This window comes from Bacillus sp. FSL K6-1033 (assembly GCF_038630765.1).
GTDB classification, from domain to species: Bacteria; Bacillota; Bacilli; order Bacillales; family Bacillaceae; genus Bacillus; species Bacillus altitudinis.
This window is the reverse complement of the sequence record NZ_CP152041.1, coordinates 3,557,726-3,571,215: the sequence shown is the minus strand read 5'-3', so window position 1 is coordinate 3,571,215 and position 13,490 is coordinate 3,557,726. Positions and strand designations below refer to the sequence as shown.

Annotated in this window: 11 protein-coding genes; 7 read left to right on the top strand and 4 right to left on the bottom strand. The window is 40.2% G+C overall.

Going from position 1 to position 13,490, the window contains the following annotated elements; translation table 11 throughout:
• The first annotated feature begins 46 nt into the window (after positions 1-46).
• Both MHH31_RS18325 and MHH31_RS18320 read left to right on the top strand, forming a co-directional pair.
• Positions 47-1,870 (top strand): hypothetical protein, encoded by a 1,824-nt coding sequence (locus tag MHH31_RS18325; RefSeq protein WP_342495087.1) that lies wholly within the window; start codon positions 47-49, stop codon positions 1,868-1,870.
• 357 nt (positions 1,871-2,227) lie between these two features.
• Positions 2,228-3,160, top strand: coding sequence for a DNA alkylation repair protein (locus MHH31_RS18320; protein ID WP_168948419.1), 933 nt, complete (start codon positions 2,228-2,230; stop codon positions 3,158-3,160).
• A gap of 20 nt (positions 3,161-3,180) precedes the next feature.
• On the opposite strand, the gene MHH31_RS18315 is transcribed toward MHH31_RS18320, so the two are convergent.
• Positions 3,181-4,518 (bottom strand): amino acid permease, encoded by a 1,338-nt coding sequence (locus MHH31_RS18315; RefSeq protein ID WP_159160086.1) that lies wholly within the window; start codon positions 4,516-4,518, stop codon positions 3,181-3,183.
• A 318-nt stretch (positions 4,519-4,836) separates the two neighbouring features.
• On the opposite strand from MHH31_RS18315, the gene MHH31_RS18310 reads away from it, so the two are divergent.
• Positions 4,837-6,351, top strand: coding sequence for a PAS domain-containing protein (locus tag MHH31_RS18310; RefSeq protein ID WP_342495086.1), 1,515 nt, complete (start codon positions 4,837-4,839; stop codon positions 6,349-6,351).
• A 41-nt stretch (positions 6,352-6,392) separates the two neighbouring features.
• Here the strand turns inward: MHH31_RS18310 and MHH31_RS18305 are convergent, their stop codons facing one another.
• Positions 6,393-7,376: a Gfo/Idh/MocA family oxidoreductase gene (locus tag MHH31_RS18305; RefSeq protein WP_342495085.1), complete on the bottom strand. Its 984-nt coding sequence runs from the start codon at positions 7,374-7,376 to the stop codon at positions 6,393-6,395.
• Between the two features lie 144 nt (positions 7,377-7,520).
• Complete coding sequence (locus tag MHH31_RS18300; RefSeq protein ID WP_342495084.1) at positions 7,521-7,880, bottom strand: MerR family transcriptional regulator; 360 nt, start codon at positions 7,878-7,880, stop codon at positions 7,521-7,523.
• Between the two features lie 311 nt (positions 7,881-8,191).
• On the opposite strand from MHH31_RS18300, the gene yidA reads away from it, so the two are divergent.
• Positions 8,192-9,004, top strand: a complete 813-nt coding sequence (yidA, locus tag MHH31_RS18295; protein ID WP_008345739.1) for a sugar-phosphatase — start codon at positions 8,192-8,194, stop codon at positions 9,002-9,004.
• A 35-nt stretch (positions 9,005-9,039) separates the two neighbouring features.
• Here yidA and MHH31_RS18290 read toward each other — a convergent pair whose 3' ends face one another.
• Positions 9,040-10,047 (bottom strand): LuxR C-terminal-related transcriptional regulator, encoded by a 1,008-nt coding sequence (locus tag MHH31_RS18290; protein ID WP_342495083.1) that lies wholly within the window; start codon positions 10,045-10,047, stop codon positions 9,040-9,042.
• Positions 10,048-10,172: 125 nt separating this feature from the next.
• Here MHH31_RS18290 and MHH31_RS18285 point away from each other — a divergent pair, with 125 nt between their 5' ends.
• From MHH31_RS18285 to MHH31_RS18275, 3 genes are all read left to right on the top strand, one after another.
• Positions 10,173-10,880 carry a class I SAM-dependent methyltransferase gene (locus MHH31_RS18285; RefSeq protein ID WP_342495082.1) on the top strand — a complete coding sequence of 236 codons (708 nt, stop codon included), beginning with the start codon at positions 10,173-10,175 and terminating at the stop codon, positions 10,878-10,880.
• Positions 10,877-11,974, top strand: coding sequence for a saccharopine dehydrogenase NADP-binding domain-containing protein (locus tag MHH31_RS18280; protein WP_047947043.1), 1,098 nt, complete (start codon positions 10,877-10,879; stop codon positions 11,972-11,974). Before MHH31_RS18285 ends, MHH31_RS18280 begins: the two co-directional genes overlap by 4 nt.
• A gap of 219 nt (positions 11,975-12,193) precedes the next feature.
• Positions 12,194-13,465 (top strand): MFS transporter, encoded by a 1,272-nt coding sequence (locus MHH31_RS18275; RefSeq protein ID WP_342495081.1) that lies wholly within the window; start codon positions 12,194-12,196, stop codon positions 13,463-13,465.
• The last annotated feature ends 25 nt before the right edge of the window (positions 13,466-13,490 follow it).

Genomic DNA, 13,490 nt, shown 5'->3' with positions numbered 1-13,490 from the left:
TTTTTTTTGGTCTATTTTCTAAATTTTACTTTTAAGGGGTGTTGAAGTGAGAGAATGGTTTCTCAAAAGTACTAAAGCTAGATATATAAGAACGTATAAAGATTGGGCTATACATAAAATATCAAAATTAATAAATAAACATTCAATATGTATTTTGTTACTATATATATCAATAATTCCTATAGCCTTTTTGGTTTATAAAATCCCCAATCCTTGGAATGGGGAATTTGTAAAATCCTTTACATGGATAAAACAAATTACTAATATTCATGATGTGTATATTAAAAACTTAATTCAGACAATTATTAGCTCGCTTACAATAATTATATCATTAATATCTGCAATTTATGTGTTTACATATCGAGAGCAAAAAAGTGTCGCTCCATCTGCTTCGACTAATAGTAAAAGAAATAGGTGGGTTATGTTAGTTGTTTTTTGCATGATTTTTAATGTCACTTTTGGAAGTTTGTTAGTTTCTAAGTACAGCAGATTGATTGAAAAAAATGGATACAAAGAATCTCTATTGATAACAAAAAAGGTTTTTTCTGGTGATTTACTCATGTTATGTACATTATTATTATTGGTGTATCTAATAATTGGACTAGTTAAACATTTGTTTAAAACTATGAGTGTGAATAAGATGCTTCAAGATTCTGTAAAGGATACCTCTAAATTATTTGATAAAATTGTATATGCAGACAGAAACCCAAAGTTTGAAGGATTATTAGAGGAATGGTATGAAAAACTTCATTTTAGCTTAGAAAGTGTGTTCCAAAATTTCAAGTTTGCAGCTGAAAACAATATGAATAAGGAATTTCAAGATAATATAGAGCAGTTCGAGATAATGGTGATAGAAAAATTTAAGCATAATACTGACAGGTATAATATTGGTTTTGTCCATTCTTATTTAATTGATAAAGATGGTAACCAATTTTTAGAGGTATATCGATCTGCTTTAAGGAGTAACTTTTCTTTAATAATTTCTTTAATGAAAAACCAACAATACAATAAAGGACAAGATTTGGTTGACTTATATTTTAAGATGTATATTCCTGAGGAGCAGTTTGTTCGGTTATTTCAAAACAATTTAGCTACTTACATAGATACTATTGATACAAGTGATGAAAGGCAACTATCTATTTTTCTAAAAGGTATTAGCAATATACCTGAGGAACAAACATTATTTGTGAATAAATATCTAATAATGAAATTGATAACAAAAAATCAATTAATTAACTTAACTAATGCTGTATATTCACTAAAGGATTACCTGAGTAGCAATATACTTAAAAGTTCTACTATCATTATCCTTCTGCAAAATTTAATTAAAAGTATAGAGATTTCTAACTATGCCACTGCAGGGTTCCTTGTTAAATTTCTTGTAACCAATATTTCAGGAAAGGATATTAACAGGGGGCTAAAAATACTAAAGAAACGTCCTACTCTATTTACATCAATATGGGAAGAACAGCAGGAAAATAAAAATGAAGATACTTTTAAAGGGATAAATGAGCATCCTGATTATCCAATTAAGATAAATGATGAAACATTCGATTATTGTCTTAGAAAAGCATTCATACTACTATATGGACAACACGTATACTCTATTAAAAAAAAGCTTTGGTATGTAAATAGGAGAAGAGAAAAAGGCACTGAGATACAATTGAGAAAAGAATGTAATCCTTGTGATTATTCAGAGTACATAATAACCAAAACAAAGATAGCATCAACAAAGTATGGGTTACTATTTTTCGAGGATACTGAAATTATGAAGATCATCTATAATGAACTTGGTGTAAACCCTCCTAGTTCAGATAAAGAAGCATCTTTTTCCAAAATAATTAGTTCGTTAGTAAATAAATTATTATAGCAATGTTTTAAAACTCGCTAATGTTCTTTTGGCGAGTTTCTTATCGTAATAAAAGGATCTATCTTCTAAATTATGTTTGTAAAATGAATGAAACCTAGTATTAACTTTTTCCGTTAAATGAAAACTAAAAATATTAATCACTTTTCTCGACAGTTAGGGTAAGATATTGAGCTATGGGAGGCGGACACGATCGAACCTTTAAAACATGTATATAATGAACCATTTATTCAACATTTAGCAGAAAAACTTGTGCAAGCGTCAACTGTATTTGATGCTGATCACTTTCAGCAGCTCGTGTTTCAAGAGGATTGGGAGCAGCTGGAGTTAAAAGGACGAATGAGAAGAGTGACTGAATCGATGCACGCCTGTCTGCCTGAGGATTATGAGAAGGCAATCGATGTACTGCGTCAGACAGCACCGCATTTTACAGGGCTCAGTGCGCTCGTATTTCCAGACTACGTGGAGACATATGGTGTTGACCATTGGGATATCTCGATCAAAGCACTTGAATTCTTTACACCGTTTTCCACTGCTGAATTTGCCGTTCGACCTTTTCTCATTCAAGATCAAGAGAAAATGCTGGCGCAGATGCTTGTGTGGTCACAGGATCAAAATGAACATATTCGCCGTCTCGCTAGTGAAGGGTGCAGGCCTCGTTTGCCGTGGGGATTATCCGTCCCTGCGCTGAAAAAGGACCCTTCTGTCACGCTGCCCATTCTAGAAAATTTGAAGTCAGATTCGGCCAAGTATGTGCAAAAAAGTGTAGCGAATCATTTAAATGATATTTCTGCAATTCAGCCAGACCTCATGAAGCAAATGGTCAAAAGCTGGTATGGAACCAATGAACGTACAAACTGGATTGTCAAACATGCATCCCGTACGTTATTGAAAAAAGGCGATCCAGATATCATGGCTTTATTTGGCTATGGAGATGATCCGTCTATCCAAGTAACGGATTTGAAGGTGACGCAAGACCCCGTTCGTATTGGAGAGAAGCTGACGTTTCATTTTATTCTTCAGGCAGATAAGCCATTAAAGCTGCGCGTAGAGTATGCCATTGATTACGTGAAAGCTCGTGGTACACGCAATCAAAAGGTATTTAAAATCACAGAATTTGATACAGGATCGGCCCTGCATAGAGAATTTGTCCGATCACAGTCGTTTCAAAATATGACAACGAGAAAGCACTATGAGGGCATTCATACATTAACCATCATCATCAACGGCATCCCAAAAGCGTCTGTCGATTTCGAAGTCACAGCAGCTGCTCATGAAAAAACCCGCCATTGAGGCGGGTTTTGCTTGCGTTTCTAAGCTTTCTTTTTCATTAAGAATGAAGCAATGATGGCGGCTGCTAAGAAACCAATGCTGATAATCGAGCTAGGTAAGTTCTCTGGTCTGAATAGGAACAGAACAAAACTGACACTGAGTACAAGACCAGCAAATAAAGTGAAATACGGGAATAACCAAACTTTGAAATACGGCTCTTGCGGATATCTTGGACGCAGTTTCAAATGTGCCAGACAGATGCTGATCCAAATAAGAGAAACCGCAAAACCAGGGATAGCCAGCATATAGCTGAAAATTTGATCTGGGTACAAGTAAGCAAAGAATGTTCCGATTAAAAGAAACAGAACGGTCACCCATAAACTTAAAATAGGTACACCTCTTTTGTTGACCTGTGCCAGCTTTTTTGGACCGCCGTCTGATTTAGATAGAGAATGAATCATTCTCGTCGTGCCGTAAATACCAGAGTTGGCGGCAGATAGAACGGCTGTAATTAAGACGAAATTAATGAAGTGAGAGGCACCTTGCATGCCAGCTGCTGAAAAGACTTGGACAAAAGGACTGTTATTCGGATCAATTTGATTCCAAGGAATGAGTCCACAAATAATCAAAATCGGCAGTGTGTAAAACAAGATGATGCGCCACATCATACTTTTGACAACACCAGGTAATACCTTTTCTGCATCCTTTGTTTCTGTAATGGTCAGCCCGATCAATTCAGAGCCTCCATACGAGAAGATCACCACTAATAATGAGGCAAAGACAGCACCCCATCCGTTCGGGACAAAGTTTTGGTAATTGGTGAGAACAGGCGTGCTTTGTTCGCTCGGAATGATTCCAAATAATAATGCAGCACCGAGAATAATAAACACAATAATAACGAAAATCTTCATTCCAGCGAACCAAAACTCAATTTCACCAAAGTATTTTACATTATTTAAATTAATTCCGATGACTAAGAGCGAGCAAAGTAAACATAAAGACCATAATGGTACGTTCGGCAACCAATATTGAAGCAAACTGCCCGCTGCAATAATTTCAATGACACATACAGTGAGCCACATAAAACAGTAAACCCATCCGACAACAAATGAAAAACGTTGACCAAGCGCAATCTGTATGAGGTCGCGAAGGTTATTCCCCGGGTAGACGATGGCCATTTCAGCTAAAGCCGCCATGACAATGAGAAGAAGCAATCCAGCAAATACATAGGAAAAGATAACTCCAGGACCTGCTAAGCCGATTGTATCTGCACTTCCTTTAAAGATTCCTGTACCAATGACCCCGCCCATCGCAATCATGCGAATATGACGCGGCGATAAAAGCTTTTTTAATTCGTGTTGTTCCTGATTCGCGCTCATGACGTTCTCCTTTTTTAAAATGCTTATGTTCCATTTTCTTTTTTCGAGCGGTCAGTGTCAATATAAAAAAAGAGATTTTTCAGACAAAATAGGCGGTTGATTCTATCAAATGAGCCATTTTCTTCCATAAATCTTTTCCATGACCCATCCCCAAAATCTAAAACTTCGTGAAAAAATGAACATTTGCCTTCATTCTGACATAAACAATTTTCAGTTTTTGTCGATATATCTTTTGTATTACTAAAGTCCTAATAAAGAATTGTTTATAACTGTAAAATATTTCAAAAATGTATGAAAGAATGAAAGGAGTTATTGAAGATGTTTATGAGAAAAGCAAGTGATTCATCGTCGGGAGCCCTTCTTAGTGAAAGCAGTCAATTAGTTGAACGAATTGAGAAGGGAGATTTTTCAGCCAGAATTGATACTGCTGCATTCTCTTCTAGTCAAACAATAGAAGCAGTGGCTCAAATAAATGAAGCGTTGCAAAAGATGCAAGAAGTGCAAGAAGATATTCATATGCGTATGAATTTAGTGACAAAAGCGATTCAAGTGGGTCTATGGGATATGACGGTTGTAGCAGGAGATCCTGTGAATCCAAAAAACGAATTCACATGGACAGATGATTTCCGCAAAATGCTAGGTTTTCAAAATGAAAACGATTTTCCGAATGTCTTAGACAGCTGGGCATCTCGAATTCATCCAGATGAGCAGGAATACACCTTGAATGCATTCTCTACGCATTTATTGGATCATTCTGGCCGTACACCGTATGATATCGAGTATCGTCTGAAGTTGAAAAATGGCGAGTATCGCTGGTTCAAAGCAACTGGAACGACGATTCGAGATCGAAATGGGGTACCTCTTCGTGTGGCAGGGGCTCTTTTTGATATTCATGATCAGAAATTGAAAGAAGAAGAGCTGCAAGCATTCGTGACAAGATATGACTTGATCAACCGTGCGCTTGTGGAAGCTCCTTGGGATATGGTTGTAGAGGCTGGCGATCCTGTCAATCCAAACAATGAATTCTGGTGGTCTCCGCAGTTTAGAAAAACGCTTGGTTTTACAGATGAAAAGGATTTCCCGAACGTATTGAGCAGCTGGAGTGATCGTTTGCATCCTGAAGATAAAGAATCGGCTCTCCAAGCCTTTGCGGATCACTTAAATGACCATTCTGGCCGCACACCATTTGACATTGATTATAGATTGCAGAGTAAAAATGGCGAGTATCGCTGGTATCATGCGGGCGGTGAAACCATTCGTGATGAGAAGGGTGTCCCTTTACGTGTCGCAGGAACGATTCGTGATATTACGTTAGAAAAAAATAAAGAAAAAACAGCCCATGAAATGGCTTCCCAAGTAGAGCAGCTTTCAAGTTCTATTAGTGAAATGGTATCTGGCATCAGTTCTGTAACAAACCAAGCACAAGAGCTTGCTGTCGCCCAAGAGCAGTCAACGTCTGCTGCTAATCTGGCGAAAAACAGTGCAGATGAGACGAAGAACATTTCAGACTTAATCAAAGAAGTGGCAAACCAAACGAATCTGCTTGGTTTGAATGCCGCAATTGAAGCAGCAAGAGCAGGCGAGCAGGGCCGCGGTTTCTCAGTTGTTGCCGATGAAGTACGTAAGCTAGCGCTTCATAGTGCCAATGCGACAGAAAATATCGAATCTAGTTTAACTGAAATGAAAACACAAATCGATCAAATTCTTGAAAATATCTCCAATATGACAGCTCTTACGCAAACACAGGCTGCTTTGACAGAGCAAGTGAACGCTTCAGTTGATGAAGTGAATCATATGTCTCAGCGTCTGGTGGCATATTCAAAGAGTATCTAATGTCAAAAAACCGCCTTTTCGTCAGAAGGCGGTTTTTTTATTTAAGCATGATCCGCTGGGAAAACAATACCGGCGTCTTTCCTAGCGGCTTCAAGAACCATCATGACAGAAAGACTGTCATCAAGCCATTCATAACACTTTTCGACATTTTCTGTTTCAATGATATGCTGAAATGCTTCTGCTTCATAAAACAGGCGGTTTGAATTTGTTTGTGCATTGAGTGAAGTGACTTGGTCTCCTATATGCAGCAACACTTCCTCACAGCCATTCGCACCATTTTTCACATGCAGGAACCCTTTTTCCCCTTGAATCAAAGCGAAATTCATACTGCTTGTATCTTTGCTGCCAACACTTGTGGCGATGAAATCATTGTAAGTAAAAGTTAAAACACCAGATGTGTCGATGCCGTTTGGATGGCGGTTGGCCTGGTAACGAACGTCTTTCGGTGAACCAAATAGATTCATAATGAAATGAACATTGTAAATGTTAATATCCATGAGGGCACCGCCAGAAAACTCTGGGTTAAAGACATTCGGCGTTTCTCCGGCGAGCAGCTGATTATATTTACTTGAATATTGACTGTAGTTGCATTGAACGAGTTTGATTCTGCCTAATTGATGAAGGTGTTTTTTGATTAAATGATAGTTGGGCATATGAACGGTCGTAATGGCTTCAAATAGGAAGAGCTGCTTTTCCTTTGCGAGAGCGATTAAGGCTTCTAGCTCTTTCACATTAGAGGTAAAAGGCTTTTCGCAAATCACATGTTTTCCGTGTTTCAATGCAGCCGTGGCATGCTCGCTATGTAAACGATTGGGTGATGCGATATATACCGCTTCTATATGGGGATCTTCTAACATAGTGGTTAAATCCGTATAAGTCGTTTGCACCCCAAATTGATCTGCGAGTTTCTTTGCCGTCGCTTCCTTTCTTGAATAGACAGCGTGGCAAGAAGCACCTTCAAGCTGTTCAATTGCCTGGAGGAAACCTTCCACAATCACACCTGTTCCAATGGTTGCTATTCTCATTCTATTCATAACCCCTTCCATACGATTGATGTCACGTCAAGCTGTCTCTAGTATACCTGATGTTTTCATACAACGTGTACTTAACAGCTAGGCGCAGAGGGGTGCCAGTAAAAAATACCGGCACATCTTTGGCAGTCTCTACAATTAACTAATGTTAGCTAATGTTTGTTTCGTTAACAGTTGAATGGCCGCCTTCCTCTTTTTTAACTCTTGAATGGATTTTTGAATATCTTCTACTTTTTGTTCGAGCAGCTGTTCCGCTTCTGTTTTCGACTGTTTCTCGAATAGTGACGTGATAATTTCTCGAATTTCTTTGAGTGAGAAATCTAGCTTTCTTGCTTCAGTGATAAAGGATAGCATGAGTACATATTTTTTATCATATAAACGATAGCCGTTATGTGCTCTATTAGGCTCGGGGAGCACACCCTCATTTTCATAAAAACGAATGGTTTCAATATGTACACCAGACATTTTTGACAATTTTCCTCTCGTAAATGTAATCATTCCCTTCACCTCCTTTCTTTGCTATCCATCATACAATTAGATTTGCTAGTTTCAAAATATTCTCCGATGAACATTTGTTCCTTTTCATACTGTTAAAATGACAGGTCTGTTCTATTCACAGCGGATTCTATAGAATAGGTTATAATAGATGAGGATGAAGTGATTTTTTGTTACAGATAGGAACAAGTAGACAGCGTGAGAAAAAAACGATAGGCTAAAATAGGTACATAGTATGATGAACAGTATGTGATCATGTAGATGATCACTCAAAATAGTGACAGCACGTTTTGCTGAGAAAAGGGGAGCAGTGAATGTATAAATTAGTCGCAATTGATATGGATGGTACGTTATTAAATGATCAGCATATGGTGCCGGATGAGGTGTTTGAAGCCATTCAACAGGCGAAGGCAGAAGGCGTTAAAATTGTTTTATGTACAGGCCGGCCGATTGGCGGGGTGCACCGCTATTTAAAAGAGCTGCAGCTTGATCAAGAGGGGGATTATGTCATCGCCTATAACGGAGCGCTTGTACAAAACAGCCATACAAATGAAGTCGTATCAGAATTAACTTTATCCTATGATGATTTGACTTCTTTATATGAACTGAGCCGTCAGCTGGATACACCTATGCATTATTTCGATTCGGCTCATCTATACACACCAAATCGGGATATTAGTGAATACACGGTACTTGAATCGTATTTAACGAAATTGCCGCTTAAGTATTTACCTGTCGAAGAGGCAGACCCATCCATGAGACTTCCGAAGATGATGTATATTGATCAGCCGGAACGTTTGGAAAAGACGATACAAGCCATTCCATCTGAAGTGAAGGATCAGTACATGATGGTAAAAAGCACAGATTTCTTCCTAGAAATTCTTCATCCTGATGTGAGCAAAGGGAATGCCGTGAAGCTTCTAGCGCATGAACTTGGGATTTCTCGTGAAGAAGTGATGGCGATTGGTGACAATGGGAACGACGTGTCGATGCTAGAATTTGCGGGCTGTGGCGTTGCGATGGGAAATGCCATTGAAGATGTCAAAGCAGTTGCGGATGTTGTGACAAAATCCAATAACGAAGCAGGAGTCGCACATGTCCTGCATGAGCGAGTCATCGGAAAATAAAGAAAGAGCGGTCTACCAATGAGGTAGCCGCTTTTTTATATGTGTGAGAAAAAGTAAACAAGCATACGTCTGCTGTTCAAATTTGTTTTTTCGAGCATCGCCTTTACATGATCATGCACCGTATGAGGCGAGATAAATAACGTACTGGCAATTTCCTTTGTGGATTGTCCTTTTATTAAGCAGTCAAGGACGTTCATTTCTCTTTCTGTCAGCCGATATGTTTTCGCTATATAAGGAAGAATGTCACTTGTTTGAGCTCGTTTAATATGAATCATGACAGCCTCTTCCTCCCCGGCTGCCTGTGCTAAACGAAATGCTTGAAGAGAGAGAAAACGCCCTGTCGGCATTCTGGTGATGCTGACCGCTGTTTGGTCACCACCGCCATATAAAAGCTTAGCACCTAATGCTCTAAACGGACGGGGCATGATGGCACCATCATGAATTTGCTCAAAGGTTTGGAAGGTGTGGAGCCAATGAAGTCCAGTTTCATTTCCATAAAGAAGATGGTAATCGTGTGAAAGAATGAGGAAGCCTTGGTGTTCCGTCGTTTCATCTTCTTCCGTTTCTCTTCTTTTAAAAAGTTCATCTCTCAGCTTGGCTGCGAGTGCTGGTGTTTGGCGACTAACCGCTTGTATATCTTGTTCATGAAAAGGTTCCTTCTCCTTTTTCCGATAAAGGCTGGCGATTCCCCAGCATTCACCTTGAATTACAAGGGCTGCCCGCAATTCATCTGCCCATCCGTTAGGTAACAAAATGTGCTGGTATCGACCACTGTTGATGTATTCTCCGCTTTGGACGAGACTGGCAGCGTGGACAGGACCTTTCGCTAGATCTTCATGCTGGTGCACATCTTTTTTCAAATATTCATTTTGAAACAGCTCGTTATGTATGGCTTCAATCGGTTCATCTGTAAAAGAACCCGTCGAGAGGAGAGTAGCTGGATCAATGGTTGTGATACAGGCAGCATCAAAATCACAGATAGCAGCAAGTTCATCTCGAATGCTTTTTCTCAGCTGCTGAAAATGAGCGGCTGGATTGTTCATTTGATCTCCTCCTCAATATCCCCACTTTTAGGGATCGTTTTTTCTCATCTATCTTCTTACAATGAAGATAACATACCGTTAGTGTAAAGGAAACGAAGCAAAGCGGAAACTGGAGGAGAAGACATATGAGTGTAAATCAACATTGGCATGATCCTGTTGCTGAATCCTATGCAGCGACAATTGCACATAAAGTACCAGGCTATCATCTTTTGCATGAGCTGACAGTGGATAGAGTAGAAATCGAATTAATGGGAGCGGCTTCTCGCATGTTAACAGTCGGAGCAGGTGGGGGCGAAGAGATCATCAACATGCTTCAAAGAAATAAAGACTGGCATATCACAGGGGTTGATCCATCTCCAACCATGCTTGAGATGGCCAAGCGCAGAGTGGCACAGCTTCATATGCAAGATCGCGTCACATGGTATGAGATGGCCTTAGACAAAGTGCTGGTTGAAAAGTTGTACGATGCAGCAGTAAGTTTGCTTGTCATTCATTTTGTAAAAGATCAGCTGACCTTTTTACAGGAGATCGCCCGCCGGCTTCAACCAGGGGCACCGCTCGTGTTGGCGTTTATTCAAGGAGACCCGGAAACGCCGACAGTTCAGCAGGAGCTTCATATGCTTTCTCTATTCATGAAGCGTCAAGGCTTGGGAAAGGAAGTGTTTACGTCCTTCCGAGAAAGGCTGGGTGTCACAACATATCCCGTGTCTGAAGAAAAGATGACAGCACAATTAACCGAAGCAGGATTTCAAGACATCAGACCTTATTTTCAAGCGGGCATGATCAAAGGGATTGTTTGTAAAAGAGGCGATAGAAAGGCGGTTGGAAAATGAGGTCAAAAGTGATGGTGATAGGCGGTTATGGACATGTGGGGCAGCAAATATGTCTTCAATTAAGTGACGTGTATCCTGGGCAAGTCTTTGCGGCTGGCCGAAGTTATGAGAAGGCTGAACAATTTGCACGCCAAACGAATGGGCGTGTACGTCCATTTCAGATAGACGTAAGACAACCAATGGATACGGACTGGATGGATGAAACGAGACTGGTGATCATGTGTCTGGATCAAGATGACACGTCATTTGCTGAAACATGCTTACGGTCAGGTATTGATTATCTCGATATTTCGGCAAAAGGAGCCTATATTGAGAAGCTAGCAAAGGTCCATCAACAGCAATTGAACGCAACGGCTGTGCTGAGCGTAGGTCTTGCACCTGGTCTCACCAATTTGCTTGCAGCGAAGGCGGCATCTATTCTGACCTCTGTGGAGCAAATTGATATTAGTATCATGCTTGGGCTAGGTGACCAGCATGGAAAAGCAGCTATTGAATGGACGCTTGATCATGTGCATACGGATTATGAGCTGACGAAGAATCATCAGCGAAAGAAAGTCAAAAGTTTTACTGGAGGGAAACGCATTGATTTTGGCAAAACGCTTGGAAAGCGGCAAGCCTATCAGTTCCCTTTCTCTGACCAGCAAACATTGCCTTCGACGCTCCATGTGCCGTCTGTGACAACAAGGCTCTGTTTTGATTCTGGTGTAGCGACACGTGCATTTGCTCTCACAAGGAAACTCGGAATGACGTCCCTTCTCACGATGCCGAAAATCAAGGAACGTGCCATTTCACTGATTCAATCTGCTCAAATGGGTACAGATCAATATGCAGTGAAAGTGGAAGCGGTAGGAATGAAGGGTAACGAAATTCATCGAGCAGCGCTTGGAATAAAAGGTCGCGATGAGTCTCAAGCAACGGCTCAAGTCGCCAGTGCTGTGGCACTGCATGTATTGAGCAAGCAGTTTCAGGCAGGTGTTTTTCATATCGAAGAATTATTTTCATTAGCGTATGAGAATGGTGATTTTGCGTTGGTGGATCAAAAAACGAAGGAAAAGCACGCACTAGCATTGAGAGCCAGCCTTTTAACGGCATAAAAGAAAACGACAAAAGATACGCATCAGCTCAAAAGTACAGGTCAGTCATGTGGGCGCTTTATTCATGATCCATTTCAAAACAAGGTGTCTATGATCCGAAAACAACCGCTTGCTCTCCATGAAATGGCCGAGAGGTGGAAGAGATTTAAATCAAGGATTGTAGTCGGAACTGATATAATGGTTACATTGGGCAAATAAATCTCAAGTGGGTGTTTACAAGTGTTAGATACAGAAAAAGATGTAGTGAAGAATTATATAGATTCACCCCAAAAATTGAAAAATTTATATAAACGAGTATTGTTTGTTGTCAGTCTATCGCAAATATTTGGAGGGGCTGGAATAGCTGCAGGAATTACGGTAGGTGCCATTTTAGCACAACAAATGCTTGGAACTGAAGCCTATGCAGGAGTCCCAATCGCTTTATTTACTTTGGGGTCAGCTGGGTCAGCTTTCATTGTAGGAAAGCTTTCACAACGTTATGGACGACGCATCGGTTTATCGACAGGTTTTGTTGTTGGAGGGCTCGGAGCAATTGGCGTTGTGCTGGCAGCTATGATGAATAGTGTCATTTTATTATTTGCATCGCTCTTCATTTACGGAGCAGGAACATCCACGAACTTACAAGCGCGTTATGCTGGGACGGACTTAGCAAATTCTAAACAGCGTGCAACTGCAATTAGTACAACAATGGTCATGACAACATTTGGAGCAGTAGCAGGTCCGAATTTAGTTGAAGTGATGGGTAAATTTGCAGTGTCCATTGGTGTTCCAGCACTTGCCGGTCCTTTTATTTTATCAGCAGTAGCATTTATTGTAGCTGGTCTTGTCCTTTTTATTCTGCTGCGTCCTGATCCATTAGACATTGCCCGAAGAATAGCAACTTACAAAGCAGAACATGGGCATGGAAATAAACCAGATGCTGCTGATAAAAAAACAGATAAAAAAGGGCTTACAGTAGGGGCCACAGTGATGATCTTAACTCAAATTGTCATGGTGGCACTCATGACCATGACACCGGTGCATATGCAGCATCATGGTCATGGATTAGCCGAAGTGGGCATTGTGATTGGTTTTCATATAGGAGCCATGTATCTTCCTTCACCTATCACGGGTGTACTTGTAGATAAACTAGGACGAACAGCTATGAGCATAGCGTCGGGCATCACATTGTTACTTGCTGGTTTATTAGCAGCATTCGCACCAAGTGATTCAATGGTTCTATTAATCATTGCTTTGTCTTTACTTGGATTGGGATGGAACTTTGGTTTAATTAGTGGTACTGCTCAAATAGTGGATTCTACAGAACCATCAACCCGGGCAAAAACCCAAGGAACACTCGATGTTTTTGTTGCGTTAGCAGGTGCTTCTGGCGGTGCCCTTTCAGGAATGGTCGTGGCGAATACGAGTTATGCTACATTATCTTTAAGCGGAGGAATTTTATCGTTAATTCTCATCCCTGTCATCGTTTGGTCTTTTAAAAGTAAAACATAATGCAGCTCCGTGCTCATCCATCACA

Excerpts from the sequence above, each read along its gene's own strand:
- MHH31_RS18320 (WP_168948419.1), top strand. The coding sequence starts at position 2,228 with ATGCACGCCTGTCTGCCTGAGGATTATGAGAAGGCAATCGATGTACTG.
- MHH31_RS18310 (WP_342495086.1), top strand. The coding sequence starts at position 4,837 with ATGTTTATGAGAAAAGCAAGTGATTCATCGTCGGGAGCCCTTCTTAGT.
- MHH31_RS18315 (WP_159160086.1), bottom strand. The coding sequence starts at position 4,518 with ATGAGCGCGAATCAGGAACAACACGAATTAAAAAAGCTTTTATCGCCG.
- MHH31_RS18300 (WP_342495084.1), bottom strand. The coding sequence starts at position 7,880 with ATGATTACATTTACGAGAGGAAAATTGTCAAAAATGTCTGGTGTACAT.
- MHH31_RS18285 (WP_342495082.1), top strand. The coding sequence starts at position 10,173 with ATGAGTGTAAATCAACATTGGCATGATCCTGTTGCTGAATCCTATGCA.
- yidA (WP_008345739.1), top strand. The coding sequence starts at position 8,192 with ATGTATAAATTAGTCGCAATTGATATGGATGGTACGTTATTAAATGAT.
- MHH31_RS18305 (WP_342495085.1), bottom strand. The coding sequence starts at position 7,376 with ATGAGAATAGCAACCATTGGAACAGGTGTGATTGTGGAAGGTTTCCTC.
- MHH31_RS18290 (WP_342495083.1), bottom strand. The coding sequence starts at position 10,047 with ATGAACAATCCAGCCGCTCATTTTCAGCAGCTGAGAAAAAGCATTCGA.
- MHH31_RS18280 (WP_047947043.1), top strand. The coding sequence starts at position 10,877 with ATGAGGTCAAAAGTGATGGTGATAGGCGGTTATGGACATGTGGGGCAG.